A 26,354-nucleotide genomic window follows, 5' to 3' on the forward strand; every position below is an offset into this window, starting at 1 on the left:
GTTTTATTAGTCTTTTACCCATTCATCAACTAACGTTTGATTCTTTTCAATCCATTTTCGTGCAGCTTCTTCCGGATCTTTCGTTTTATTTAACATGACCATTAACGTACCAAGCTGCTCATCGTTCATTTTCCATTTATCAAAGTATTTTACAATATCGGGATGATCTTTTTCGAAACCTTTACGAACAGAGTAATAAATGTCGTCTTTTTCACCATATACTTTCTTAGGGTCTTTTAAATATTTTAAGTCAAATTCTGAAAAGCCCCAATGCGGATTCCAAAGCGTAACTGCGATTGGTTTCTTTTTCGTATATGCCTTCTTTAGTTCACTCATCATCGCAGCTTCTGAAGATTGGACAAGTTTTAATTTTATATCATATGCCTTCATTGCTTTATCCGTTAAATTCATAAGGCTACTACCAGGTTCAATCCCAACGATTTTATTATCTAGCTCATCTTTATGAGCGTTTAAATCTTCAATACTGTTAATGTTTTTCATATAGGAAGGAACGACTAAACCTAGTCCAGTACCTTCATACCATTTTGATTTTAAGACAATATCATCTTTATAACGATCATTTAGCGGTTTATCCGTAACTGGTAGCCATACTTCTAAATTAGCATCAACATCACCACGAGCAACACCAGTCCAAATCGCAGCTTTTTCTAAATACATGAGTTCAACTTTATAGCCTTTTTGTTCTAATAAAACCTTCCACATGTTTGCAGTTGCAATATTTTCTTTCCAACTTGTTACACCAAGTTTAATTTTCCCTTTCGAATTTGCATTTGTTGCATTACATGAAGTGAAAATCATGGTAATAAATAATGCAAGGCATATAAGCCATATTTTCTTTCTCATTGAAAACCTCCCAAAAAACTTTTGCCTTTTTAAATAAATGTATAAGTAAGCATTCTTATTATGAACGGAAACGAGAATTTTAAAGAAAGCTTATGAATGTTATTTTTATGTAATATTTCTTTGTAAAATCGCAACACTATGTGAATAGATGGGTAGAAAAGGAGTAGTGACATGGATAATACAAAGGTGCGTGTTGAAAATGTAACAAAAGTATTTGGGAAACACCCGCAAAGAGCGCTTACCTTATTAAAAGAAGGAAAAAGCAAATCAGAAATTTTGAAAGAGACAGGAATGAACGTTGGTGTGAAAAAGGCGACGTTTGAAGTGTACTCTGGAGAAATTTTCGTTATTATGGGGTTGTCAGGTAGCGGGAAATCTACGTTAGTTCGTATGCTAAACCAATTAATTAAACCAACCGCAGGTCATATATACATAGATGGTGAAGACATCGCAACGATGGGGAAAGAAGAATTACGAAGAGTGAGAAGAACGAAGATGAGCATGGTGTTTCAAAAGTTCGCTTTATTTCCGCACCGTACAGTGATACAAAACGTTGCCTACGGGTTAGAAATTCAAGGAGTTCCAGTAGAGGAACGAGAAAATAAGGCGTTAGAATCGCTACAGTTAGTAGGACTAGATCATCATAAAGATAATTACCCAAGTCAGCTTAGTGGCGGTATGCAGCAGCGTGTTGGAATCGCAAGGGCCCTAACGAATAATCCAGATGTATTACTAATGGACGAGTCATTTAGTGCATTAGATCCACTAATTCGAAAAGAAATGCAAGATGAATTGTTAGAGTTACAAGATAAAATGGAAAAAACAATTATATTTATTACACACGATTTAGATGAAGCGCTGCGAATTGGGGATCGTATTGCATTAATGAAGGATGGCGAAATCGTTCAAATTGGAACGCCGGAAGAAATTATGATGAGCCCTGCTAATGAGTTTGTAGAGAAGTTCGTTGCGGACGTTAATTTAGGAAAAGTAATTACCGCGGAATCTATATTAAAACGACCGGAGACTTTATTAATTGACCGTGGGCCGCGTGTAGCACTTCAAATTATGAGGAACGCTGGTGTTTCTACAGTATATGTTGTAAATAAAAAGTATGAGTTCTTAGGTATATTAACCGCAGATGATGCGAGTAAAGCAGTACAAAAACAGTGGCCAATTGCTGATTTATTACTTAACGATATTCCGCATGTTTATTTAGATACTTTACTTGAGGAAACGTATGCAAAAATGGCGGAAATGAAATATCCGTTACCCGTAATTGATGAGAAGAAAAGGTTAAGAGGAATTATTAAACGTGAAAGTGTCATTCAAGCTCTTGCAGGAAACATTGAGGAAGAGGTGAAGGACGATGAATAAGATTCCGCGTATTCCATTAGGCGAATGGGTTGATTCATTTGTTGCGAGTTTATATGAGAACTTTGAAGGCTTGTTCCGAGGATTCTCTTATATTATCGGTGGATTCGTTGATTTACTCACTAATTTTTTAACAATAATACCAGCCATATTGATGATTATTATCTTGTGTTTCCTCATTTGGTACACAACGAGGAAATTATCTTTAGTCATTTTTACGCTCATCGGATTATTATTTATTTTAAATATTAACTACTGGGCACAAACGATGCAAACATTAGCACTCGTACTTACTTCCGTTATTATTTCCATTATTGTCGGAATTCCAATTGGGATATTAGCATCTCAAAATGAACGTTTCTCAAAATTTTTAAAACCGACATTAGATTTTATGCAAACAATGCCGGCTTTTGTTTATTTAATACCAGCCATTACGTTTTTTGGTGTCGGTGTTGTTCCTGGTATTATTGCTTCAGTTATTTTTGCAATGCCGCCGACAATTCGTTTTACTGACCTAGGAATTAGACAAGTTCCAGAGGATTTAATTGAAGCAGCGAATGCATTTGGTTCAACCGCATCGCAAAAACTATTTAAAGTGCAATTACCGCTCGCAACCGGAACAATTATGGCAGGTATAAATCAAAGTATTATGCTTTCATTATCAATGGTCGTAACAGCATCACTTGTAGGAGCACCAGGACTTGGAGTCGATGTGTACCGTTCTGTTACACAAGTAAATATCGGAATGGGATTTGAAGCGGGACTAGCCATCGTCGTGATTGCGATTATATTAGACCGCATTACACAAGGATTTCATCAAAAAAGAAGATAAAAAGAAAACACACTTTATTATACAAAGTGTGTTTTTTTGTTCGAAAAAATTACATACGAACAATAACAGAACCGCCAGCTGGTACACAAACTTGATTTTGCTGTTGTTCCATTGATTTTATTAAATGATTATTCTCTTCGATTAATGAGATTAATTTCGCTAATTGGCTTTCAAGGCTTGCAATGCGCTTCATCATATACTGAGAATCATAATGCAGTGTATTCCTTGCGGCGTGGGGCGAGTAAACATATTGTTGATTTAGATTTGGATTCCAATGAGGATGCATTTGAATCGTTCCTCCTTCAATGAATTACTGTTCTTTCTTATAGTAAATGCCTATGTATATGTAATGGTGACTTAAAAATCCTTTCAAATGAAGAGGATTATGTAGGGGGAATGGAAAAGTAATAAAGTACATATTTTGGAAATTTTTAAGCAGGAAAGCAAATATATTAGGAGATAGTAACGTTCATGTAAATGGATATTATATGAGGAGAAATTATGAGAGGAGATGCAATTTTGGCTAATAATACAAAAAGAAATGACGCAATGACAATTGGTATCGCTATAGGTATTGTAATCGGTGTAGTACCTAGTTTATTTACTGATAATTTAGTAATCGGAATTGTCATTGGAATTTGTATAGGGATTATTGTGTTGAAGAAATAATCAATTGTAAATTTGAAATATGAAATTTGATTGGATCGTATATGATTTTAATGAGGAAATTGCTAACTAAAGAGAGTGAATTTTCGGAATATAAAACCTGTTTTTCCTTTTTTTATGATATTATAAATGGAAAGGATGGTGATGGATATGTCAATTAATAATCCAGCAGATAAAAACTGTTTCATTTGCGAAAAACACAAAGGAAATATTCCAGTTCCAGGTGGTGCTATTTATGAAGACGATCTCATATACGTTGGACATGTCCATTGGGAAAAGGAAGAAACATATCTTGGTTACGTAATGATTGATATAAAAAGACATGTACCTGGTCTAGCTGAATTAACTGAAGATGAGGCAAAAGCATTCGGACTCATAACAAGCAGAGTAAGTAAAGCGCTAAAAGAAAGCGAAGGTGCAGAACATATTTACACTTTTGTTTCAGGAAATGGTGTACCACATATGCATATGCACATTATACCGCGTTATCCGAATACACCAAAAGAGTTTTGGTCACCGACTGAGGTAGCAAATTGGACTGGGGCACCATATGGAAATTCAAATGAAATTAAAAAACTATGCGAAAGAATACGAAAGTATATGGTAAATGAGTATGCATACAACAAATAATACACAATATTCATGGGTTGGAAATACAGAAATGTGTTTAGGAGAAATCTCAGTTAAACATTATGGTGATATCGTGCTCGGTAAATACGGTGGTAATATAAGTGCCGGAGCAAAAAAGAATGAAGATGGTGCGTTAGTTTGGTCAAATGGTGACTGGGAATTCGCTGTTATATTAGACGGACACAATAGCGCAGAAAGTGTTGAATTAGTAGTACATACAATCGAAAAAGAATATGAAAATATAAAAGTGATTATGAAAGAATCAATTGAAACAGTATTTCGATCTGTTGAAAATCATATACTTACAATTTTTCAATCACAGTCATTTAAAGAAGAATGTGAAAAAATTAAAGGTGAGACAGCTTGTTTAATCTGTGTAAGAAAAGATAATTTTATATGGTGGCTATCTATTGGCGATTGTCTAGTGTATGTATTTCATGAAGAATTACATAAATTAGGACAATATACATTAAATCAACGTCATTTTTACGAATGGATTGGTAATGTTAATACATTTGATTTACCTATTCCGTGCTATTCATCAGGGATTCGTGAATTACGTACTGGTAACAATCGAATTGTAATGGTGACAGATGGGGTATTAGAATGCGGAGAACGACGATATGAAACTCATGTAAATCTGTATAGTGATATGAATAGAAATAATAACACGCTTAAAGAAAATATTCACAATGTTTTAGAACATGTTCATCATCAGTTAGGGCGAGATAGTGCGACAATTATTAGTTGGGATGTTGAAAACAAAGGGAATGCTACGTATCCGAGTGATCAGCCGGAGAAAAGGTAAAGGAGGAGAAAATGATTATACCGCGTTTACGGGCAGAAGTAATGATTGTAAACGAAGAACACACAAAAATACTAGTACAATGTGATGAGAATGAATCATTTTACCGTTTTCCAGGTGGCTCCATCGAATTTGGTGAAACGGCAAAAGAAGCAATAGCACGAGAACTATGGGAAGAATATAATTTAAAAGTTTTTGTTCAAGAATTAGCAGTTGTAAATGAGAATATTTTTGAATGGAACGGAGAAAAGGGACATCACTGTACATTAATACATTGGGGAACTGTTCGAGAAGTAGTTACAAATGAAATAAGGCACAAAGAGCATGAGGATATTATTTTAATCTGGAAAAGTATAGAGGAATTAAAGGCAAAGCCAACATACCCTGAAGGAATCTTAAGTTATTTAGAAGAGAATAACCGTAATATAGTCCACTTTATTTTAGATAATTCAATGGGGTAATAGGAGGAATGTTAATGGGAACTTCTACTTTTTGGATTATAAGTATTGTTTTTTGTATAGCTGTCTATTTTTTTGATAAGTTTTTAAGAAAAAAATTGAATATGCCAAAGATAGGTTTTTGGGGATATAAAAAACATGTAAATAGTTTACATAAAAAATTGGAAATAGGACTACTTTTTATTTATTTAATAACTAGCTTTATTTTTATCTTTAAATTCGAAAGTGTTAATATTGCTTATGTCATTTTCACTTATTTAGGGGGTACGTTGATCTTAAGAGCATGGATGGAATGGAAGTATGACAGAGAATCGAAAGATTATATATTTTCACTAATTGGAGTATTTACATTTGTTTTTATGACTTCGATGCTATTTTACTTCGTTCCACCTGCTACATAAAACATTATTAATGGAATGAAAGGGATATAAGGGGATGAATTAGGTTGGATTTAGATGTGATTTTAAAACGGATTCATGAAAAATATAAAGAGCAATCACTTATAATAATAGGCATTGATGGCTGTGGCTGGAAAAAGTGCGCTAGCCAATAAAATAAAAAGTAACCATTTATCTGCTAGGTGATAAATGGTTACTTTTCGTGTGAAAAATTACTATGTTATTACTCCTTAACTTTATTTAATATGCATTTAACGAAATTTGTTTTATCCTCTGCGTACTTATGTTTATCATTAGGATTAGCTTGTGAAAGTTGGATCTTTAACTGTTCATACTGTATACGAGAAGTTTTATTATCTATTAAGTAATCTCTGAATTTTAATTGTTCCATTAAATATTTATTCCCTTGTTCATACATATGAATTTGATGAGTTCTTGGTTCACCTTTATTGAAATAATACCTTTCGGGCAATACATCTTTTCTATATGTATAATGTAATTGTTCTAATCTTGGAATACAATTTAGACCATTTTTGAAATCTTTTAATTCTATAGCTATATCAATAATAGGTTTTGCACTTAAATATGGGATGGAGGTACTGCCAATATGGTGTATTGCTAAAATACATTCGCCAATATGTTCCTCGATTAATTGTTTCTCTTTTATAAACTCACTTTCCCATTCTTCGGTCCATGGAACTAAAAACACTTTACCATATGGTAAACCTAGCATTTGATTAGCACCCCCGGTACATAATTTCCTAATAAAATTAGTTACATTTTCTTAAAACTCCTCAAAACAAGAAATTCCCACAATCTCCACGGAAGAATCTTCTTCGCAAAAATCATAAACTTTACACCTTTTCCAATTGGATATCGTAGATTAGTACGCTTAGATTCTGCAATTTCAACGATTTTATTGGCAACATCTATCGGATTACCAAATGTATCGCTGCCACTATTAATATGTTTCTGTATTTTATCCATATATTCCTTATAAGGAGAGGTCGTATCAGATTGGTTTTCAGCTAGTTGTTTACCAACTTCCCAAATGTTCGTGTTATAAGAACCTGGTTCGATTAAAGCAACATCTACTCCAAAAGGTTTTACTTCTAAGCGAAGCGATTCACTCCAGCCTTCTAATGCATATTTTGAAGATACATAAGGGGATAAACCAGGGAATCCGACTTGACCGCTAATGCTGCTTATATTAATGATTTTCCCGCTTTTTTGCTTACGCATATAAGGTAAAACGAGCTGAGTGATTGATATAGCTCCAAAAAGATTCGTTTCAAATTGCTTACGGTATTCTTCTACTGGGATTTCTTCTACAAAGCCTCCAGTTGCATATCCTGCATTATTAATGAGAAGGTCTACTCTATTTATTTCCTTTAAAAATAATTGAAAGTTATGTATAGAGCTTTGATCTGTGACATCTAATTGTTGAACTTTTATATTTTGTTGTAAATTGAGTTTAGTAGCTTGAGATAGTAAGTTTGCTTGTTTTTCAAGGTTTCGCATTGTAGCAATGACTATATAGTCTTTTTTCGCAAGTTCAAATGTAGTTAATAGTCCGAATCCACTTGATGCCCCTGTAATAACCGCGATTTTTTTATTCATTTGTCGCTCGCTTTCTTTTTCTTTTATCATAACGAGTTGTAAAGAGAAAATCTATTAATCTTATATATTGTTTATATATATTCGTTTCATTTCCATATTTCAGGAACTTATTTATTATTAAAGTGCTTATTGATTCTTAATTTACATATGTATGGAATGGTTTTGAAAGAAGGGAATTGTAACGCATCACCGTATATAGAGTAGAGAGTATAATATAAAAGTTGATGAAATGGAGGAAGAAAAATGGTCCATGCGAAAGATGTATTAGCAGATCAGTTATTAGCAAATGCGAATGATCCGAGTTGGTATATTCCATTTTCAGATGCAGTTAAGGATTTATCTGAGAGAGAAGCTTTCTGGAAACCTAATGAAGAGAGTAATTGTATAGCTGAAATTGTACAACATTTACTGTATTGGAACTCGACGTGGCAAAAAAGGTACAAAGAATCAAATGTTAATGCTGTGCCCGCTATTGGAGATAATAACAAAAGTTTTATGTTATCAAATAATCAAACATTTGAAGAGTTAAGAGAAAAGTTATTAGAGAAACTGTTACAATGGCAAAATCTCATAAATGAAGAAAAGATTGAAAGTGATGTAGTGGGATTTCCTGTTTCTGCAAAGTGGTGGGAAGTGCTAGCTAATGTAACAACCCATAATGCATATCATATTGGACAAATTATTTACATTCGGAAATTACAGAAGAGTTTTGATAATGAATAAAGAAATGATTCTCTTATTAAGGGAACAATATGAGATATTCTCATTGGAGAATGCCCGTTTACAGCGAATGGGAAAGCCCTTATTTTAGGAGAACAAGCAGGGAAAGTAAAAGTCATTGTGGAGCCTAAATATCAAGAAATTGTAGGAATATCTATTATCGGTCCTCGCGCAACAGAACTAATTGGACAAGGAACGGTAATGATTCATACAGAAGTAACTGCTGATATAATGAGAGATTATTACATTATCTGAAGCAATTCATGAAGCATTACTTTAGGAAGTAGGACATGCTGGGCATACTTGAATGTGAAAAGACCAGTCTTAAAATGACTGGTCTTTCTAGCGGCTAAAGCAATATTAGCAAAAGAACTTTAGAAAAACTACTATTCTCTCTTTAAATCTAAGGGAGAATAGTGGTTTTGAGACATCTTCATTAGTTCAATTGAAATGCCCTGTCACTACTTGATTTCAATTGCTGAAGTTATATCATTCCAATCCGCAGCTAAATTAGCAGTTTTACCATACCATTCAGAATGTCTAAAGAAGACACCCTTTCCATATCCTTGTGTTGAAGTATGTTCCCAAAGCGTCGTTGAATAACTTGCAGAAGGTGATGCTGTACTTACAGAGGAAATTCTGTCGTTCCAGCTAGATGGTAAGTTTTTAAACCCGCTGCTCCAGTAAATATATTGTCCGCCTTTATTTTGATGTTCATAAAAATCAGTACTACCAGCACCACTACCTAAAGGGTTAATTTGATTTTTAAGTATTTTTTTATCCTTTTCAATAAAAGCCTCCATTGTTTCTCTGCTAGTAAAACCATAAGCTAACCAATCTCCATTTTCATTTTGCTTAGGTAAAACCATTGTAATTTGGATGTCTTTTTTTGCTTGATCACTTAATTTTGCAAATGTACTAACATTCTTTTCATCCACTTTTAAATAATCAAATGATTTAATTGTATTCTCCTTTTCTGCAGCACTTACGACTCCTAATCCTCCTGTTAATGCAAAACCCGCTACCAATGTCCCTGCTACTAATTTCTTCAACATATAACCATCCCTTTTTGTTTAGATTTTTGTACAGATGAATCTTGTACAAGTTAAAATGTATTCCAATTCTATAGTTTTGTAAATATTCTGAAGTTTTAGAAATAATAGGCAGAATATTTACAGTTTTACATTTTTTCTTTAGAAAAAATGGTTATTGGAATGATATAATAAGCGAATACATTGCTTTTCTTGGATGATAGAATGTATTAGGAGAGGTGTCATTGAAATATTTTACAAGAGATTGGTATAAAGAAATGCAAATTTCAGGATTTGTACATTTCATAGAATCAATAGAAGAATAGAAAGAAATAGATCCCGATCATATACAAAATTTGAAAGATGAAGTAGAAGAAAGGAAAGAAGATTTATTAAATTATCTTCCTGAAATACTACATCCATACTTTCATAACAACACTATTGATTCAGAATACCCCCCTAATGGATTAAAGGAACTTTTGTTAGAGTGGACAGCAGATTATGAGAAAAGAATGGCGCAATTAGATCAATCATACTTAGAATATTTTAATTCCATTAAGAAAAAACTTTCGCCAAATGTTGTTCAATTACATGAAGCACCACTACATGATAGTGAAATTTTAACTGTAGAGAGAAAGTCAGAAGATATTTTATCTATAACTTTAGATTGTAGTGGTACTTTTAGTGATTTCGAAAAACTTCAAGTAACTTTTACAGGAGTGACGAAATGTTCTATGCCAGAAAATTTTGAAGGTGCTTGGTGGCTTTATCATGAAATGGCCCTTACTGAAGACGGCTTTGAACTTGGCGTCTTATTTGATTGTCCATTTGTTGAGGTTACGATTTATGCAAAAGATGTATTAATTGAGACGAAATAACGATATTGTATACATTGATGTAGTAACTTTGGAATTCGTTATATATATAGAAAATTAATATGGTGAAAAAACGGGTTTGATTATAAATAAAAGGCTACAACTCATGTGAAGACGAGTTGTAGCCTTTTTAAACTATACTTTAATCGAATTTAGGAATTTGTACATTAGGACATCGATTTCTTAACTCCGTAATGAACTCTATTTTGTTCATTGGTAAAACCTTTATACTTCCACCGATAGCAGATTTGTAAAATAATTCAATACCCTTTTCAGATGATGTAATTCGGTAACCCGTGAATGGTTCTTCTGTTGAAGAAACCTCTGTTATGTCTTCATATGAGATTTTACTTTTGAATTTTCCGCCTTTAATTAATAAGTAATCTTCATAGAAAATATATGTAATAGAATTTGCGTACCATAATATAAAACCTGCTGTAGTAAGAAAGATGACTGGAAAAATGATTACAATAGATAATGTTTCATACATAAATAAAGAGAAAAGTGGTATAGAGCTCATTATGAAAGTGACTAAAAATATAAGAAATATTAAGGGAACATTAACATTTGCACGGAAAACCATTTTTTAATCGCACCCCTTTTTATGAATAGTATAGCTGTTGAATTTTTAAATATGATGGTTATTTAAATTATACTACTTTTCCATAAAATAACAATTTGTGAACCGTGCATAAAAAGAATTTTATCTGATGGTATACATTGTAAAACGGAAAAAACGTGCATATAATTGAACTAGAAATTAAGTTTCTGAATTTTCAATAACGGTGGTGATAATATGTTCACTGAAGAACGTAGAGAGAAAATTTTGGAATTACTTAAAATAGAAGGAAGAGTAATCGCAAAGGACCTTGCGGAAAGATTCGATATGTCTATTGATTCTATAAGAAGAGACCTGTCAATAATGGAGAAAGACCGGTTATTAAAAAGAACGCATGGTGGTGCCATTGAACTTGCGCGAGTGAGAAACTTAGCTGTGGAACCAGCTAAACGTTATAGTCATAGTTCAGTATATGAGGACGCAATCGCCAAAATTGCTGCATCTTATATACAAGAAGGTGATTCAATTTTTATTGGCGGGACTTCTATTCATTATGCAATGTTAAAATATTTACCGGAAATATCATTTACAGTTATCACTAATTCTATAGAAATAGCTAGTAAGTTACGGGAATGTAAGAACATTGATACGTATTTAATAGGTGGCAAGGTAAAATCTTCAGGGAATATTACGGATACACTTGCCTCGGAAGTAATTAGTAGTTTTTCTATTGATCTTTATTTTTCTACAGGTGGTGGTATTTCATTGAAAGGTATAAGTACTACAACACCGGAAGTTGCCTATTTCAGCAAAAAAGTAAGTGAAATTGCACGTAGAAATATTTGCTTAGCTCCTCATAACAAATTTGGTGTGGACTGCTTTATAAAAGGGGAGTCATTAAATGAAATTAATCTTATTATAACGGATGAAGAGGCAAACAAGGAATTAATTCAAGAGTTTGAGAAACAGGGTAAGAAAGTAATAATAGCGGAGTCTACTCAATTTGAAAGGAGTTTACAATGATTATAAAAGAGCAAGAGTTTCATATAAATGGATTAATTTATACCATTCGTTCAGCGGCTGAGACAGATGCAAATCAGTTGTCGAAAATACGAATACAGATTGATGGAGAAACTGAAAATATGGATAGGGAAGCTGGGGAAGGATTTATTGATACGAAGGGATTTCAGGAAATAATAAAAACAGATAGTGAAGAAATGAAGAATCTCTTTTTAGTTATAGAAGTACAGAATCGAATCGTTGGATTTTCAAGATGCGAAGGGTCTAATTTGAAGAGATTATCTCATAAAGTCGAGTTTGGTGTTTGTATATTAAGAGAGTTTTGGGGATACGGAATGGGTAAGAACTTATTACAACAATCTATTAATTAGGCTGACAAAAATAAAGTGAAAAAGATATCACTACAAGTGTTAGAGACAAATGAGAAAGCTATTAATCTGTATAAAAAATTAGGTTTTGAAGTAGAAGGTGTTCTAAAAAATGATAAAAGACTGTTGGATGGTAAGTATTATAATACGGTAGTAATGGGAAGGTTTACTAATACATTTCATAAAAGAGGTGAAGTGGAATGTTTTACAGAAGGAAGTACTATGTAGTAAAAAATGAATTTATAGAAATATTTAATGATCATTTCAATAATACGAATTTACCTAATCAATTAAAATATGGTTCTCGGTTAATAGGACGTTGGATGAAAGATAATAATAATGGTACGTCTGAAGTATTTGCTATATGGGAATATGATAGTTATGAAGAGTATGAAGAAATTGAATTGAAAATTAGAAGTGACGAGATGCATGTTAGAAGAATACATGATTGGTATGAAAAATATGGTGGGAAAGAATATGTTTTACGAGAGTACATAGTGGAGATGAAAAATGAAGAGTTATTATGTACTGTAAAATGATAGGGAGTGAAGCTCGATGGAGATCAGAACGAAATTATATATTAGTTTAGCATCCACTATTTTATTTGCAATAGCAGTGATAGTTTTCTTTATAAATGACAATCCACAAAAGTGGTTTTGGTTATGTATTCTCTTTGGAGCCATTATACAAAATATAGTTCTACTAAAAAAGAGTAAAGAGTTTTATTAAGATATTCAAATTATTAACATATTTGTGTCGTCTTTCTAGTTATAATTGTAAACGCTTTTATACCGTTTTATCGTTTACATGTTTATCTACTATATGTTTCGGCATTATCAGAAAGAATAGAAGGTATTCCGTATTTCATACAACATTTTTGTGAGCAAAAGAAATGGAATGTGTAATTTCCAAAGAGTATTTGTAACGAATTCGCACCGTATAAATGGCCAGGAAATATTCGAGAATTATTAAATGTATTAGAACGTATTTACATTTTGTCGCAAGGACGGGAAATAAGCGGAAAACAAATATTACAAGCGATGATGGGAAATGAGAAATAACTCAAGTTACAAACAGAAAATTGTACCCAGTAGTACATTTTATCCCGCATTAACGGGCAGTAAGATTCCCACCTTAAAATGCGGCGAATGCGAAGGAATTAGCTGGGAGATCAACTGCCCATAAAAGCCCGATTAGTTGAACTTTATAAGCGAATGCAAAAATTTAAGCTATAAAAGTAGATTTTTGTAATCTACTTTTTCTTTTTGTGCTCAAGTTCTGTCGGAATGTGCGGTTGCCAGGGAAATAATAGAATAATTAGAAAAAAGATTTCCTGAAGGAGAGTTGAAAGTGAAGTATATTGAAATTGGTATTGGAAATCGGTGGTTCGTTCGAACGGAAACGGAAAATAAAGATGGGACTGAATTTGAGGAAAAAGGAATTATAAAACCTATTTATTTTGAGTCTTTATATGTACGAGTTTGGTTTCGAAAAACGTGCTTTATTTTTGATACGAAAGAGGGTTTTAAGAAAGTAAGGAAAAGTAGAGATGAGTATAAGTTTATTGTTGGAATTGTGAGTAGGTTAAAACAATAGAATAAAAAAGGGGGGCTTATGATTAGAATTACCACATATATACTCGCAATTATTGTAATGGGCTATTCTATTTATAGTTGGAATGATGATTCGAAGCAAAGCATGCTTATTTTACAAGTACTTTTAGGGTTTATGCTTGCTGGTATGGGGATACAAAGCGTTAAGAAGAATGAAAAAGAAAATAAGAATATGGGACTTTTGTTTTTACTTACATCACTATTTTGCATCATTATATCACTCATAAAATATTTTAAAAAAACCGTTACTGTAAAATATTGAGTAACGGTTTTTTTTTGAAGTTGTCTGATTGAAAATTTCTGGAGCTGTTTGGTATATTTCCTTATCAATACAAAATTTTTCTGTTATCCAATAATTAAGTTGAGAAGGGATAAGGAAATGTTCTCTTTTCTTATCTTCGAAATACAGTTTTAAAACATTTCCCTTAATAGAAGTTGGAACACCGTCAATATAACCGAAAATTCGAATCATAATGGGAGGATGGATGCTATGCAAATGTCGTTATACTATGCAAAAATCCGTGAGAAATTAGGACATGAACTTATTTTCATGCCGAGTGTAGCTGCTATTATAAAAAATGAGCAAGGGGATATTTTATTTCAATATCCTGGAGGAGAATATTGGAGTTTACCAGCTGGAGCAATTGAACTTGGAGAGACTCCAGAAGAAGCAATAGTTAGAGAAGTTTGGGAAGAAACAGGATTAAAAGTACTAATAAAAAAAGAAAAAGGAGCATTTGGAGGAAAAGAGTTCCGCCATACATATTCGAATGGAGATCAAGTAGAATATATTGTTGTAGTATTTGAGTGTGAAGTTATCGGTGGCGAGTTAAAATCGATAGATGGTGAATCTTTAAAACTAAAATATTTCCCTTTATCTGAAAAGCCGCCTTTAGCATTACCATACCCAGATAAAATATTTTTATAGACGATACAATAGCACACTTATGTAAATGAGTGTGCTATTTATATAATCCTGTCGTATACATTTCCGTTAGTGTATACACTATTTCTTCTAGTTCTATTTCCTTATTATTTTGCACAATTGTCCAAAGAAACGTTTCATTCATCGCGAACCAACCACGTGCTACAATCTCTTTATTTAATTCAGGCTGCGCTAATCCACTTTCTTGAGAGTGAGTAATATCCTGCGTAATACTTTTTATAAAGCGTTCACGAATCTCATTCCATTTTTGATGTATCTCTCCTGATACTCCTATTGCTTCTTCGACAACTTGCAAAATAGCCCGTTCTTCTTCAGCTAATTGTAGAAATGCCCTCACTTGACTTTGAATCATATCACATGCTTCTAACTTTGTTTTAGGGAAAAAAGAACGCTCGGCAATATCATAAAAGCGATTCATAACATCTTCCATTAAAACGATAAGGAGAGCATCTTTGTTTTTAAAGTATACATATGCCGTTCCATACCCAGTTTCTGCATGTTTAATAATTTGCGTGATTGTCGTTTTCTGAAATCCATTTTTAATAAAAATAGTGTAACCGGAGTGTAATAGCTTCTTTTTTGTTTCTAAGGAGCGGTGTTTTCTTGTTGAAAGAGTAGAATTTTCCAAAGAATCACCTCTTTATACTGAAATGTCTGAAAATATAACTGTATTGTAAAAGAAGTTCGTATATAAAGTCAACTGACATAATATCATTGACGTTATATCAACTAAGATGATATATTTCAATTAGTTAGAATAAAAAGAAAATTAAAAGAAGGTGACACCATGTATAAAGAACCATTTCAACCAACTTATGAGTATGCGCTTGAATGTGATAAACATGATGAACTGAAAGATTTTCAAACTGAATTTTATAAAAAAGAAGGAACAATATATTTAGATGGAAACTCATTAGGGTTGCTTTCGAAAAGAGCAGAGAAATCGTTGCTTACGTTGCTAGATTCATGGAAAGAGTTTGGTATTGATGGCTGGACAGAAGGAGAGCATCCGTGGTTTTTCCTTTCAGAGAAATTAGGTGAATTAACAGCACCTCTTATTGGGGCTTTACCAGAAGAAACAATTGTAACCGGTTCTACAACTGCAAATATACACCAAGTTATTGCAACTTTTTATGAGCCGAAAGGTATACGTACAAAAATTCTTGCGGATGAGTTAACATTCCCGTCAGATATATATGCACTTCAGAGCCAAATTCGTTTAAAAGGCTTAGATCCAGATGAGCATTTAGTACGAGTGAAAAGCCGAGATGGTAGAACACTTTCTGAAGATGATATTATTCAGGCAATGACAGATGATATCGCTTTAATTTTATTACCTTCTGTTTTATATAGAAGTGGACAAATTCTTGATATGAAACGTTTAACAGAAGAAGCACATAAACGCGGTATTCATATTGGCTTTGATTTATGTCATTCAATTGGTTCTCTTCCGCACCATTTTAATGAGTGGGATGTTGATTTCGCTGTATGGTGTAATTATAAATATTTAAATGCTGGCCCTGGTGGTGTTGCGGGATTATATGTAAATAAAAAACACTTTAATAGACTCCCAGGATTGTCTGGTTGGTTTAGTTCTAGAAAAGATAAGCAATTTGATATGGAGCATATATTAACTGCTGCTGATCATGCAGGTGCATATCAAATTGGTACACCTCACGTATTAAGTACTGCGCCATTAATCGGTTCTCTTGAAATTTTTAAAGATGCTGGTATCGAGAAGTTACGTAAAAAATCACTTCATATTACGAGATACATGCTAGATTTAATTGATCATGAATTAAAAGATTTCGGATTTACAATTGGAAATCCGTTAGAGGATGAAAAACGAGGCGGGCATATTTATTTAGAACATGCGGAAGCAGCTCGCATATGTAAAGCGTTAAAAGCGAATGGAGTTATCCCTGATTTCAGGGCACCAAATGGAGTAAGACTTGCTCCAATCGCTTTATATAACACATACGAAGAAGTGTGGAATTCTGTACAAATTTTAAAGGGAATTATGAAAGATGAAGAATATAAGCAGTTTGAAAATAAGCGAGAGGTTGTGGCGTAAGCATGAAACCATCACAGTGGATTGATATTTCGCAACCGCTAAATAATGATATTGCCACTTGGCCAGGTGATACACCATTCTCGTATGAAGTTTCATGGTCCAAAGAAGAGAGTGGCTCAGTAAATGTCGGAAAGTTAACGATGAGTATTCATACAGGTACTCATATTGATGCACCTTTTCACTTTGATAATGAGGGTAAGAAAGTAATAGATTTAGATGTTCAAGTTTATGTCGGGCCAGCGCGGATCATTGACGTTTCTAATCTTGAGAGCATCGGAAAAAAAGAATTAGAAAACTTTAATTTAGAAGGTGTAGAACGATTGTTGTTACGCACATCTTCACATGGTAAAGCAAATGAATTCCCAGATGTAATTCCGTATTTACGCGCTGATATTGCACCGTTTCTTTCAGATAAGGGTATTCGTTTAATCGGGGTGGACGTACCATCAGTTGATCCATTAGATGATAAAGAATTAGCAGCACACCATCAATTATTTAAACACGGAATTCACATTTTAGAAAATGTCGTACTAGATCATGTAGCAGACGGTGATTATGAACTAATAGCATTACCACTTGCATTAACAGATGCAGATGGTAGTCCAGTTCGAGCAGTGATTAGACCAATATAAGTAGAAACATAAAAAAAGGGGCGTTTGGCTAATATGAAAGAAAATGAAAAGGTAATAATGGAAAAAGGAATTCATACGGACTTTAAGGAAAACATGACATATGGGGAGTATTTACAATTAGATAGCTTACTATCTTCTCAAAAGAGATTATCAGACCACCATGATGAAATGTTATTTATCGTTATTCACCAAGCAAGCGAGCTTTGGATGAAACTAATTTTACATGAACTGAATGCGGCAATTGAATCAATTAAGCAAGATAAATTACAACCAGCTTTTAAAATGTTAGCACGTGTATCAAAAATTCAGTCTCAAATTATTCAATCTTGGGATATTCTTGCGACGTTAACACCATCAGAGTATATTGAGTTTCGTGATTCACTCGGTCAAGCTTCAGGTTTTCAATCGTATCAATATCGTATGATTGAGTATGCACTTGGCTATAAAACGCCACATGCATTAAAAATTTATGAAAAGGATCCAGAATTACACGCTCGTCTTCATAAAGCGCTACATGCACCAAGTTTGTATGATGTGGCAATTCAAGCACTTGTAAAAGAAGGATTCCCAATTCATAAAGATGTGTTAAACCGTGATATTACTCAGCCTTACGAAGAAGATGCAACGGTAGAAGCAGCTTGGATAGAAGTGTATGCGGACGTGAAGAAATATTGGGATTTATATCAGCTTGCTGAAAAATTAATCGATATTGAAGACTGGCTACAACAATGGCGTTTCCGTCATATGAAAACGGTAGAACGAATTATCGGACATAAAATAGGAACAGGTGGCTCTTCTGGTGTATCATATTTAAAACGAGTACTTGATCAACAGTTCTTCCCAGAGCTTTGGAATGTTCGTACGAAATTATAGAAATAAACCTGTCAGTTTGGCTGACAGGTTTATTTTTTTATTCGAGCACAATTATGTACTCAGTGAATGAAAAAGATATAATAAATCAAATAACTATTTAATTGGAGGTAAAGTTTTTGGATTTCAAACAACTAGAAAATAAATTCGAAAAGAAAAAAGTGAATACATTTCTTGTTTATCAAAAAGGTGAGTTAACTACTGAGTATTATAAAACGTTAGAATGTGAAAGTAACTTATATAAAATAAATTCGATTACAAAAAGTATTGTATCTATATTAATTGGTATATCAATTGATAAAGGATATATAAATAGTGTACATACATCGATTACAGAGTGGATTGAAAATGTACCGGAGGAAAAGAGTGATTTGACGCTTTATCACTTATTAACGATGACTACGGGTGAGGATTGGAAAGAGTTCGGAAATGGAGTAGTATTCCCTAATGATTTTGTTGAATCAGATAACTGGGTAAGGTACATTTTAGAAAAGCCGCTTATTGAAGAAATAGGTACGAGAATGAATTATAATTCAGGTTCTTCTCACTTACTTAGTTACATCATTCAACAAGCTACTGGAATGTCTACGAAGCAATTTGCGAAAAGATATTTATTTGAGTCATTAGCTATTAGCGAATATGAATGGCAACAAGACCCACAAGGTATATATGTCGGCGGATTCGGTATGAAAATGAAATCTAAAGATTTATTAAAGTTAGGCATATTATGTTTACAGAATGGAAATTGGCAGGGGAATGAAATAGTATCATCGAAATGGGTAAAAGAATCGAGTAAAGCTCTATTTAAAACGTATGAGCACGTTGGGGCATATGGATTTCACTGGTGGATATTAAATAACGAAAGATTTCACATACCGTATTGTATGTATTTTGCTATGGGATATGGAGGACAATACATTGTTATCATTCCGCAGTTAGAACTTGTCGCTGTAATGAGCAGTCATATGCCAAAACGTGGGCTCGTTCCATTAAAATTATTTATTGAGCATGTGCAACAAAATTCCCATTATATATAAGGGGAGGAGGGAAATATGTTATGAACAGTGCTAAAATGATAGCGGCATTTAGACTTTGTTTAAGCCTTTTAGCGTTTAGTGCACTGATTACTCAATTTGTTACGAGGGCACAAGTAAAACCGTTTAATCCAACTAATTTTTTTAGTTTCTTCACTATCGAAAGTAACATCTTAGTTGCATTCATCCTACTTTTAAGCAGCATTGGAACAGCTACATTTGGTCGATCAGAGCAGTTTGGAGTTCTTCGCGGTGCAGCTACAGTATACATACTAACGACAGGTCTTATTTATTTTTTGTTGTTAAGGGGTTTAGAGGAATCACTTCAAACACCGATTCCTTGGGTAAACACAGTGCTGCACTACATCATGCCAATTGCAATGATATTAGATTGGGTTATAAATCCACCTACGAAGACCATTACATGGAAACAGGCTGCGAGTTGCCTCATTTTCCCGCTTTTATATGTAGTCTATAGCTTAGTACGCGGTCCATTCGTGAATTGGTACCCATATCCGTTTTTAGATCCGCGAATAGGTGGGTATGATAGAGTGTTTTTATATAGTATAGGAATAGCTGTTGTTATTGGGGCTATTTGTGGACTGGTAAAAATTCTAGGAAACAGGTCGTTTAAAATAAAAAATATAGAACGGAATATAATCAATAGGGAGTGATTGAATGATAGTACAGATGAAAAGACAGGAGTTCGAAATCTTAGCTGATGAAGCCTTGCTTAATGCTTGTTTTAAACCGTTGATTCTGGAGTATAAAAAAAGAATGGCTAAACAACCAGAAAATAGTTCCATTTCAAAAGAACTTTTTTATAAAGAACTAACCGCTGGACAGAAAGCGTTGTTTGTATTTCATGTATATTATGATCATGCAATTGAATCGAAGTGTGAGTTCTATTGGTGGAGTACCTATTTTATGGCCCAACCTAAAATTTGGTCAGCAATCAAAACTGGATTACGGTATTTTAAAGAAGAGCCCATGTATCTGCTCCTAGAAGAAACTGAATTAGTTCTTAAAAAATATAATTGTCCCAATACTTTAGAGAAATTTGCTGTTACACGTGAGGATCTTGACAGTACTAGGGAACTCTCTGAATCAATTAATCCTTTGCACATCAAATTTAATGAAATAGCTCGTCTTACTATTAAGAGAATAAGTAATTTTATACAATATAACCATGAGAATTTCCTGAAAATCGAAGACTAAAATGATCAATCTTTCTTTCAAAGATACAAAAACGTAAAGTATAAAATTTAAACAGAAATTTATCCGTATTTACACAAGTTTTCTACAGAATACTATATGAAATTCATTTTCAGAAAAGGTACAATAAATTATTCTAGAGAAGTATACTTTGCTAGCTAGGAGATTGTTCGGATTTTGTTAAAAAAGGGAAAAACTTTTAGTGAAATTGCTAGCATACAAGAAAATGAAATACTAGCATGTCTTGAATGTGTATATAAAGAAACCTCTGTCTGTAAGTAAAGACAGAGGTTTCTTTAATTTAACTTGCGAAAATCCGATTGGTGTAGGTTCATAATCATCTGGTATGGAAGCCCACATTGTTTTAAGTTTTATTCTACCGATTGGTCTTCTGAAACGACATCTTTATAAATTTCTCCGTCTTCGTATCAAATTCTACATCAACAAAAACACCATATTCTTTTCCATTTTCACGTAGCCACAATTTAAACTTTTCAACTGTTACTTGAACTGTTTTTGGCTTTCTACCTATATGAAGATAATCAACAATCTCCGCTTTTGGGTATTGTTCTTTCGTCTTTTCTACAGCGAGTTTCCCCCATTTCGCATAAGGCGGCTGTGCATGAACAATTGATGACTCCGTATATATATTTGAACATGTTATTAATAAAAAAATGACGAGTGCGATACGCTTTAAGAATTGCTTCATAATAAACTCCTTTTATTCTTTTTGTATATTGTTTACATATTCGTTCAACGATATAAGCTTGGATTTTTTTGTCTTCTTTACATAAAAGCGAGGCTTTTACAAAACATAACCAAGAAATAATTTCTGCAATTAAGGAGGGAAATCTATGCGTCAAAAAGCAGTTTTTAAAATAGCAATTTTGCTTGTATTCATAGGACTATCTTTGATGGTCAGTAGTATACAATTAAAAAATGTAGAAGCCTTTTCGAATCAAGTCATTCAAAGAGGGGCATCTGGTGAAGATGTCATTGAACTACAATCTCGTTTGAAATATAACGGATTTTATACGGGAAAAGTAGATGGTGTTTTCGGATGGGGTACATACTGGGCACTTCGGAATTTTCAGGAGAAATTTGGACTACCTGTAGATGGTTTAGCAGGTGCTACAACGAAGCAGAAGCTTGTTAAGGCAACGAAGTATGATAAGTCGACTGCTAATAAAGGTACTACAACAAATAAAGGGAGTAGCGGTGGTACTGCACAAGAAAATAAACCGCCACAAAGTAAAGGGATAAATGTTCCAAACGGTTATTCTCAAAATGACATACAGCTTATGGCAAACGCAGTATATGGAGAATCGCGTGGTGAACCGTATCTAGGACAAGTTGCAGTAGCAGCGGTTATATTAAATCGTGTTACAAGTGCATCATTCCCCAATACTGTATCAGGTGTAATCTTTGAGCCAAGAGCTTTTACAGCGGTAGCGGATGGACAAATATATTTAACACCAAATGAAACAGCGAAAAAAGCTGTACTCGATGCGATTAATGGATGGGATCCAACAGGTAATGCTTTATATTATTTCAACCCAGATACGGCAACAAGTAAATGGATTTGGAGTCGACCCCAAATTAAAAAGATTGGTAAACATATTTTCTGTAAATAGAGCGGAGGTGGAAACATGTTACGAGGTATTATCATTGTATTATTAACAGTCGGTGTAGTTGGAACAGGATATTGGGGCTATAAAGAGCATCAAGAGAAAAATGCGGTTTTAATTCGAGCGGAAAACAGTTATCAACGTGCATTTCATGATTTAGCATACGAGGTTGATTTGTTACACGATAAAATTGGGACAACGCTTGCAATGAATTCGCGTGCATCTTTATCACCAGCATTAGCGGATGTGTGGCGTTTAACATCTGAAGCTCGTTCTGATGTAGGTCAACTACCATTAACATTAATGCCGTTTAATAAAACAGAAGAATTTTTAGCGAATATCGGTGATTTTAGTTACCGTGCAGCCATTCGTGATTTAGAAAAAGAACCGTTAAATGATCAAGAGTATAAAACTTTACAAACTTTATATTCGAACGCAGGTGATATTCAAGATGAGCTAAGAAAAGTACAGCATCTTGTTTTGAAAAATAATTTACGATGGATGGATGTAGAACTGGCCCTTGCTTCAAATCGCGATCCAGCAGATAACACAATTATTGACGGATTAAAAACAGTTGAAAAGAATGTAACATCCTATTCATCTACAAATTTTGGACCGACCTTTACAAGTGCGCAAAAAAATAAAAAAGGTGGATTTGAAGCAGAAGGAAAAGCAATTTCTGAAGATGAAGCAGCGAAAATTGCAAAATCGTTTTTGAATTTAAAAGGAAATGAAAAAGTAGATGTTGAGAAAAGTGGAAAAGGTGCAAAAGAGTCTTTCTACAGTGTGAAAATTAAAGACCCAGCAACGAATAATGAGTATTATATGGATATTACAGGAAAAGGTGGATATCCAATTTGGGTGATGAATAATCGAGAAATTAAAGAGCAGAAAATTAGTTTAAATGATGCAGGAAGTAAAGGACTGACTTTTTTAAAGGATAATAAGTTTAACAATATGGAGCTTTATGATAGTTCTCAGTACGACAATATCGGTGTATTTACGTATGTAGTAAATGAGAATGGTGTACGTATTTACCCAGAAGCAATCCAAATGAAAATTGCTTTAGATGATGGATCAATCGTTGGTTTTTCCGCGAAAGAATATTTAGCATCACATCAAAAACGTACAATCCCTAGTGCAAAGCTATCTGTTTCGGATGCGAGAAAGAAAATAAACCCTGATGTAAAAGTAATGGAGGAGCGAAAAGCTATAGTAGTAAATGACTTGCATAATGAAGTACTTTGCTATGAATTTGTTGGTACTTTAGGGAAAGATACGTACCAAATTTTTATTAACGCAAACAATGGAGCAGAGGAAAAAGTGAAGAAAATGCAATCCGTTGAAAAAATTTATGATTAAACTTTAATAGTAAAGTGGTGAAAATAATGAAAATCATTATATATATGTTGATGCTTTGCTTCATTATAACTGGATGTAGCATTGGCAAAAAAGACAATCCAAACGAAAAGCCAGAACAAAAAAATGTTTCAACAAAAAATGTTAATTATACGAACAAATCAAATAAGCCAAATGAAAAAGCAGCGGATCATTTAGCATCTTTAGCTGCAAGTGTACCCGGAGTAAATGATGCAACAGCAGTAGTAGTTGGGAAATATGCTGTTGTCGGTATTGATGTAAAAGCAAAACTAGATAGAACTCGTGTAGAATCAATTAAATACTCTGTTGCAGAAAGTTTAAAAAATGATCCTGATGGTGCAAACGCAGTAGTTGTAGCAGATATTGATACGTACGAACGTCTTAAGCAAATTGGAAAACAAATCAAAAAAGGTAACACGGGAGAAGGTATACTAGAAGAATTAGCAGCAATTGTTGGCCGAGTAATGCCGCAAGTTCCAAATGATATGATTGAAAATCGAGAAACGAATCCAATTAAAGATAATGACAAGCAATTACCAAAAGATGAAGAACAAGAACTAAGAAAAGAACAGGATGACCAATCTAATAATCATTTGAATAAGTAAAATGAGCCTCGTACTAAATTGTACGGGGCTTTTTTAATATAACATTAAATATTCAGTTTATTTTTAAGGGAATATATGGTTTAATTATGTTGGGAGGGACAACTGTTATGATGAAAAAAAGCGCATTTATAGTATGTAGTTTATGCCTAAGTTTCAGTATGACAGCGTGTGAACAGAAGAAAGAAGTGAAAAAACAAACAGCGATGTCTTCTACTGTGATGGAAAGTCAGAAGAAAGAATCTATCAATATAAATCATTTCTCGAAAATAGATGAAGGAATGACTTATGCTGAAGTGAAAGATTTAATCGGTTTTGAAGGGAATTTACTTATAGAAGAAGGGGTAGAACATTCTACACAAATTAAACAAATTTTTGCTTGGAAGGGAACCGACCCAAATTCATTTGCTGAAATTATATTTTTAGATGGGAAAGTGTATTCTAAAGTACAGCAAGGTTTAAGTTAATTAGTTGAAAAATGGGAGAGTTGATCATGAACATACATACTGGGGAAATTCAATTAGTTCCGTATAAGGAGACGTATAAAGAAATTATACAATCATTTACTTTACCAAGTGAACAAGTTCAATTCACATCAGATCCAGGCGAATTACTGGAAAAAGTAAAAAGTGATCGTACAAAAAATGTAATCGTTATTTTAGATTATAACGGTGTACCTGTTGGTCTTTTCGCATTACAAACAGGTGATAGAGTACAGGAGTTCACAGAAAATGAAGACGCTTTACTTTTAACATCATTTTCTATAAATTACAATAAACAAAGAAAAGGATATGCTGAAAAGTCACTAGCATTATTACAAGAGTTTGTAAAACGTTATTTTCCAATAAAAAATGAAGTTGTACTTGCTGTAAATGAAAAGAATATTCCCGCACAAAAATTATATGAAAAAGTTGGCTTCCAAGATAGAGGGTTTAGAAGGATGGGACCAATTGGTCAACAAATAATAATGCATTTACCTATAATGAAATAATGAGATTGAAAACTTACTCTTGAATTTTCATGTAGTAAGTTTTTTTTATTATATGATATGTTAGTAAAAACGAAAGCAAACATCCAGAAAGATAAAGGTGTCAACAAATATAGTTGAAAGGTCAATGAATATGTGAGGAGTAATTATATGACAATTTATATTGCGTTACTAAGGGGAATCAATGTTGGTGGACATAAAATAATCAAAATGGTTGAATTGAAACAAATGTTTGAATCAATAGGATTAACACAAGTGAAAACATATATTCAAAGCGGCAATATCGTGTTCGAATCAGAGGAAGATATAAGCTTTATAAAGGGAAGCATACAATCTGAAATTAAAAACGTATTTGATTTTGATGTTCCAGTCATGTTAAGAACAAATGAGGAATTTATAAATATTATAAAAAAATGCCCTTATGATGCCAATTCATTGTTAGAAGGAGAAAGTATACATGTTGCCTTTTTAGCAAATGTACTCTCTGAAAAAGAAAAGAATCAGCTGCTTATGCTAAAAAATGAGACTGAAGATTGTTATATAGATGAGAATGTTGTGTATTTGTTTTTCAAAAATAGCATTCGGAATTCTAAATTAATGAACCAGTTTCAGAAGTTACATACACCAGCTACAGTAAGGAATTGGCGGACTGTGAATAAGGTAAAAGTGATAGCAGAAGGTTTGTAAATATAAAAAGATGAGGTTTTCTGTATATAGAAAACCTCATCTTTTTATTTATATTGTTTGGCAACAATGAGTTCAACGATAGGAAAAATAAAGAATGAAGAACAAAGTGCGATAAAAAGAGGAAGGTTTTTTACCCCATCTAAATTAGCGCCCATAGAAAATCCTTCTGAGAAGAGTAATATAAGAAACATTACAACTACAAGCACAAAATAGGAAATTTTAAAGCTCTTATATGTAATTTGTTGTCCCATCTCATCTTGACTTTCTTTCGATACGCCGTTTGGATCTCCCCATGTAATATGATTAATTAAATTGCTAAGTATTAAAGAGGCAGCGAAGATCGTCCCACCCAAAATCGAACCTTCAGTAATGTATTTATATGTGCCATGTATAAGTATTGCAAGTAACGCTAAAACAATGATTATAAAAATAGTTTTTTTAGTATTCATTATATGATTGCACCTC

General features: G+C 33.3%; 34 protein-coding genes and 6 pseudogenes. 30 read left to right on the forward strand and 10 right to left on the reverse strand.

Features of this window, described 5'->3' with window-relative positions:
- Positions 1–6: 6 nt before the first annotated feature.
- Entirely contained in the window at positions 7–864 is an 858-nt protein-coding gene (locus MR065_RS08525; protein WP_242213303.1) for a glycine betaine ABC transporter substrate-binding protein, read from the reverse strand.
- A gap of 171 nt (positions 865–1,035) precedes the next feature.
- Here MR065_RS08525 and MR065_RS08530 point away from each other — a divergent pair, with 171 nt between their 5' ends.
- Both MR065_RS08530 and MR065_RS08535 read left to right on the forward strand, forming a co-directional pair.
- The gene (locus MR065_RS08530; RefSeq protein ID WP_098380612.1) at positions 1,036–2,241 is read left to right on the forward strand and encodes a quaternary amine ABC transporter ATP-binding protein; all 1,206 of its coding nucleotides are present in this window, start codon (positions 1,036–1,038) and stop codon (positions 2,239–2,241) included.
- Positions 2,234–3,070, forward strand: coding sequence for an ABC transporter permease (locus MR065_RS08535; protein WP_242213304.1), 837 nt, complete (start codon positions 2,234–2,236; stop codon positions 3,068–3,070). Before MR065_RS08530 ends, MR065_RS08535 begins: the two co-directional genes overlap by 8 nt.
- Positions 3,071–3,119: 49 nt before the next feature.
- On the opposite strand, the gene MR065_RS08540 is transcribed toward MR065_RS08535, so the two are convergent.
- Positions 3,120–3,356, reverse strand: coding sequence for a hypothetical protein (locus MR065_RS08540; RefSeq protein ID WP_242213305.1), 237 nt, complete (start codon positions 3,354–3,356; stop codon positions 3,120–3,122).
- 215 nt (positions 3,357–3,571) lie between these two features.
- Between MR065_RS08540 and MR065_RS08545 the strand changes: the two genes are divergently transcribed.
- The 6 genes and pseudogenes from MR065_RS08545 to MR065_RS08570 form a co-directional block, all read left to right on the forward strand.
- Positions 3,572–3,739: a glycine zipper domain-containing protein gene (locus tag MR065_RS08545; RefSeq protein ID WP_098266507.1), complete on the forward strand. Its 168-nt coding sequence runs from the start codon at positions 3,572–3,574 to the stop codon at positions 3,737–3,739.
- Positions 3,740–3,874: 135 nt separating this feature from the next.
- Complete coding sequence (locus MR065_RS08550) at positions 3,875–4,366, forward strand: HIT family protein (RefSeq protein WP_313895157.1); 492 nt, start codon at positions 3,875–3,877, stop codon at positions 4,364–4,366.
- On the forward strand, positions 4,344–5,174 hold the full coding sequence (locus MR065_RS08555; protein WP_242213307.1) for a PP2C family serine/threonine-protein phosphatase: 831 nt from the start codon (positions 4,344–4,346) through the stop codon (positions 5,172–5,174). The genes MR065_RS08550 and MR065_RS08555 overlap by 23 nt, the downstream gene beginning before the upstream one ends.
- Positions 5,175–5,185: 11 nt before the next feature.
- The gene (locus tag MR065_RS08560; RefSeq protein WP_242213308.1) at positions 5,186–5,632 is read left to right on the forward strand and encodes an NUDIX domain-containing protein; all 447 of its coding nucleotides are present in this window, start codon (positions 5,186–5,188) and stop codon (positions 5,630–5,632) included.
- Positions 5,633–5,646: 14 nt separating this feature from the next.
- On the forward strand, positions 5,647–6,030 hold the full coding sequence (locus tag MR065_RS08565; protein WP_242213309.1) for a DUF4181 domain-containing protein: 384 nt from the start codon (positions 5,647–5,649) through the stop codon (positions 6,028–6,030).
- A gap of 44 nt (positions 6,031–6,074) precedes the next feature.
- Positions 6,075–6,195 (forward strand): annotated as a pseudogene (locus MR065_RS08570) (uridine kinase); the annotation flags it as partial.
- Between the two features lie 55 nt (positions 6,196–6,250).
- Here the strand turns inward: MR065_RS08570 and MR065_RS08575 are convergent.
- Positions 6,251–6,760 carry a GrpB family protein gene (locus tag MR065_RS08575; RefSeq protein WP_242213310.1) on the reverse strand — a complete coding sequence of 170 codons (510 nt, stop codon included), beginning with the start codon at positions 6,758–6,760 and terminating at the stop codon, positions 6,251–6,253.
- Between the two features lie 41 nt (positions 6,761–6,801).
- Positions 6,802–7,647 carry an oxidoreductase gene (locus MR065_RS08580; RefSeq protein ID WP_242213311.1) on the reverse strand — a complete coding sequence of 282 codons (846 nt, stop codon included), beginning with the start codon at positions 7,645–7,647 and terminating at the stop codon, positions 6,802–6,804.
- A 243-nt stretch (positions 7,648–7,890) separates the two neighbouring features.
- Here MR065_RS08580 and MR065_RS08585 point away from each other — a divergent pair, with 243 nt between their 5' ends.
- Positions 7,891–8,370, forward strand: a complete 480-nt coding sequence (locus MR065_RS08585; protein ID WP_097903659.1) for a DinB family protein — start codon at positions 7,891–7,893, stop codon at positions 8,368–8,370.
- Between the two features lie 33 nt (positions 8,371–8,403).
- Positions 8,404–8,647 (forward strand): annotated as a pseudogene (gene acoL / locus MR065_RS08590) (dihydrolipoyl dehydrogenase); the annotation flags it as partial.
- A 181-nt stretch (positions 8,648–8,828) separates the two neighbouring features.
- On the opposite strand, the gene MR065_RS08595 reads toward acoL, so the two are convergent.
- Positions 8,829–9,422, reverse strand: coding sequence for a hypothetical protein (locus MR065_RS08595; RefSeq protein ID WP_242213312.1), 594 nt, complete (start codon positions 9,420–9,422; stop codon positions 8,829–8,831).
- A 221-nt stretch (positions 9,423–9,643) separates the two neighbouring features.
- On the opposite strand from MR065_RS08595, the pseudogene MR065_RS08600 reads away from it, so the two are divergent.
- Positions 9,644–10,276: pseudogene (locus MR065_RS08600) on the forward strand (DUF4085 family protein).
- Positions 10,277–10,415: 139 nt separating this feature from the next.
- Here MR065_RS08600 and MR065_RS08605 read toward each other — a convergent pair.
- Complete coding sequence (locus tag MR065_RS08605; RefSeq protein WP_242213313.1) at positions 10,416–10,793, reverse strand: PH domain-containing protein; 378 nt, start codon at positions 10,791–10,793, stop codon at positions 10,416–10,418.
- Positions 10,794–11,069: 276 nt separating this feature from the next.
- Here MR065_RS08605 and MR065_RS08610 point away from each other — a divergent pair, with 276 nt between their 5' ends.
- From MR065_RS08610 to MR065_RS08630, 6 genes and pseudogenes are all read left to right on the forward strand, one after another.
- Positions 11,070–11,855 carry a DeoR/GlpR family DNA-binding transcription regulator gene (locus MR065_RS08610; protein ID WP_242213314.1) on the forward strand — a complete coding sequence of 262 codons (786 nt, stop codon included), beginning with the start codon at positions 11,070–11,072 and terminating at the stop codon, positions 11,853–11,855.
- Positions 11,852–12,448: pseudogene (locus MR065_RS08615) on the forward strand (GNAT family N-acetyltransferase). The gene MR065_RS08610 and the pseudogene MR065_RS08615 overlap by 4 nt, the downstream one beginning before the upstream one ends.
- On the forward strand, positions 12,421–12,759 hold the full coding sequence (locus MR065_RS08620) for an NIPSNAP family protein (protein WP_242213315.1): 339 nt from the start codon (positions 12,421–12,423) through the stop codon (positions 12,757–12,759). Before MR065_RS08615 ends, MR065_RS08620 begins: the two are co-directional and overlap by 28 nt.
- Before the next feature lie 255 nt (positions 12,760–13,014).
- Positions 13,015–13,278: pseudogene (locus tag MR065_RS27715) on the forward strand (AAA-type ATPase lid domain-containing protein); the annotation flags it as partial.
- Positions 13,279–13,570: 292 nt separating this feature from the next.
- Positions 13,571–13,816: a DUF3977 family protein gene (locus MR065_RS08625; protein ID WP_242213316.1), complete on the forward strand. Its 246-nt coding sequence runs from the start codon at positions 13,571–13,573 to the stop codon at positions 13,814–13,816.
- Between the two features lie 18 nt (positions 13,817–13,834).
- Positions 13,835–14,095, forward strand: a complete 261-nt coding sequence (locus MR065_RS08630; protein WP_242213317.1) for a DUF3953 domain-containing protein — start codon at positions 13,835–13,837, stop codon at positions 14,093–14,095.
- On the opposite strand, the pseudogene MR065_RS27580 reads toward MR065_RS08630, so the two are convergent.
- Positions 14,051–14,302: pseudogene (locus MR065_RS27580) on the reverse strand (hypothetical protein); the annotation flags it as partial. The gene MR065_RS08630 and the pseudogene MR065_RS27580 sit on opposite strands and share 45 nt — an antisense overlap.
- 21 nt (positions 14,303–14,323) lie before the next feature.
- Between MR065_RS27580 and MR065_RS08635 the strand changes: the two are divergent.
- Positions 14,324–14,761 carry an NUDIX domain-containing protein gene (locus MR065_RS08635; RefSeq protein ID WP_242213318.1) on the forward strand — a complete coding sequence of 146 codons (438 nt, stop codon included), beginning with the start codon at positions 14,324–14,326 and terminating at the stop codon, positions 14,759–14,761.
- 34 nt (positions 14,762–14,795) lie between these two features.
- Here MR065_RS08635 and MR065_RS08640 read toward each other — a convergent pair whose 3' ends face one another.
- A complete protein-coding gene (locus tag MR065_RS08640; protein ID WP_242213319.1) occupies positions 14,796–15,407 on the reverse strand; it encodes a TetR/AcrR family transcriptional regulator in 612 nt (203 codons plus the stop codon).
- Positions 15,408–15,566: 159 nt separating this feature from the next.
- Between MR065_RS08640 and kynU the strand changes: the two genes are divergently transcribed.
- The 6 genes from kynU to MR065_RS08670 all read left to right on the forward strand — a co-directional run bounded on the left by kynU (position 15,567) and on the right by MR065_RS08670 (position 20,607).
- A complete protein-coding gene (gene kynU, locus MR065_RS08645; protein ID WP_242213320.1) occupies positions 15,567–16,853 on the forward strand; it encodes a kynureninase in 1,287 nt (428 codons plus the stop codon).
- A 2-nt stretch (positions 16,854–16,855) separates the two neighbouring features.
- Positions 16,856–17,485: an arylformamidase gene (gene kynB / locus MR065_RS08650; protein WP_242213321.1), complete on the forward strand. Its 630-nt coding sequence runs from the start codon at positions 16,856–16,858 to the stop codon at positions 17,483–17,485.
- A 33-nt stretch (positions 17,486–17,518) separates the two neighbouring features.
- Positions 17,519–18,358 (forward strand): tryptophan 2,3-dioxygenase, encoded by an 840-nt coding sequence (gene kynA / locus MR065_RS08655; protein WP_242213322.1) that lies wholly within the window; start codon positions 17,519–17,521, stop codon positions 18,356–18,358.
- 116 nt (positions 18,359–18,474) lie between these two features.
- Complete coding sequence (locus MR065_RS08660) at positions 18,475–19,392, forward strand: serine hydrolase domain-containing protein (protein WP_242213323.1); 918 nt, start codon at positions 18,475–18,477, stop codon at positions 19,390–19,392.
- 20 nt (positions 19,393–19,412) lie between these two features.
- Complete coding sequence (locus tag MR065_RS08665) at positions 19,413–20,063, forward strand: Pr6Pr family membrane protein (RefSeq protein ID WP_242213324.1); 651 nt, start codon at positions 19,413–19,415, stop codon at positions 20,061–20,063.
- A gap of 4 nt (positions 20,064–20,067) precedes the next feature.
- Positions 20,068–20,607 carry a hypothetical protein gene (locus MR065_RS08670; protein WP_242213325.1) on the forward strand — a complete coding sequence of 180 codons (540 nt, stop codon included), beginning with the start codon at positions 20,068–20,070 and terminating at the stop codon, positions 20,605–20,607.
- Positions 20,608–20,980: 373 nt separating this feature from the next.
- On the opposite strand, the gene MR065_RS08675 is transcribed toward MR065_RS08670, so the two are convergent.
- The gene (locus MR065_RS08675; RefSeq protein WP_242213326.1) at positions 20,981–21,313 is read right to left on the reverse strand and encodes a DUF3889 domain-containing protein; all 333 of its coding nucleotides are present in this window, start codon (positions 21,311–21,313) and stop codon (positions 20,981–20,983) included.
- Positions 21,314–21,458: 145 nt separating this feature from the next.
- On the opposite strand from MR065_RS08675, the gene sleB reads away from it, so the two are divergent.
- The 6 genes from sleB (at position 21,459) to MR065_RS08705 (ending at position 25,889) form a co-directional block, all read left to right on the forward strand.
- Positions 21,459–22,238 (forward strand): spore cortex-lytic enzyme, encoded by a 780-nt coding sequence (gene sleB / locus MR065_RS08680; protein ID WP_242213327.1) that lies wholly within the window; start codon positions 21,459–21,461, stop codon positions 22,236–22,238.
- Positions 22,239–22,253: 15 nt separating this feature from the next.
- Positions 22,254–23,594: a germination protein YpeB gene (gene ypeB, locus MR065_RS08685; RefSeq protein WP_242213328.1), complete on the forward strand. Its 1,341-nt coding sequence runs from the start codon at positions 22,254–22,256 to the stop codon at positions 23,592–23,594.
- A 26-nt stretch (positions 23,595–23,620) separates the two neighbouring features.
- Positions 23,621–24,217 carry a YhcN/YlaJ family sporulation lipoprotein gene (locus MR065_RS08690; protein WP_242213329.1) on the forward strand — a complete coding sequence of 199 codons (597 nt, stop codon included), beginning with the start codon at positions 23,621–23,623 and terminating at the stop codon, positions 24,215–24,217.
- 86 nt (positions 24,218–24,303) lie between these two features.
- Complete coding sequence (locus tag MR065_RS08695) at positions 24,304–24,681, forward strand: hypothetical protein (protein WP_242213330.1); 378 nt, start codon at positions 24,304–24,306, stop codon at positions 24,679–24,681.
- A 26-nt stretch (positions 24,682–24,707) separates the two neighbouring features.
- Complete coding sequence (locus tag MR065_RS08700; RefSeq protein WP_242213331.1) at positions 24,708–25,205, forward strand: GNAT family N-acetyltransferase; 498 nt, start codon at positions 24,708–24,710, stop codon at positions 25,203–25,205.
- Between the two features lie 147 nt (positions 25,206–25,352).
- Positions 25,353–25,889 (forward strand): DUF1697 domain-containing protein, encoded by a 537-nt coding sequence (locus MR065_RS08705; protein WP_242213332.1) that lies wholly within the window; start codon positions 25,353–25,355, stop codon positions 25,887–25,889.
- Positions 25,890–25,933: 44 nt separating this feature from the next.
- On the opposite strand, the gene MR065_RS08710 is transcribed toward MR065_RS08705, so the two are convergent.
- A complete protein-coding gene (locus MR065_RS08710; RefSeq protein ID WP_242213333.1) occupies positions 25,934–26,338 on the reverse strand; it encodes a hypothetical protein in 405 nt (134 codons plus the stop codon).
- Positions 26,339–26,354 lie beyond the last annotated feature (16 nt).

Source organism: Bacillus cereus group sp. BfR-BA-01383, from assembly GCF_022663495.1.
GTDB classification, from domain to species: domain Bacteria; phylum Bacillota; class Bacilli; order Bacillales; family Bacillaceae_G; genus Bacillus_A; species Bacillus_A cereus_AU.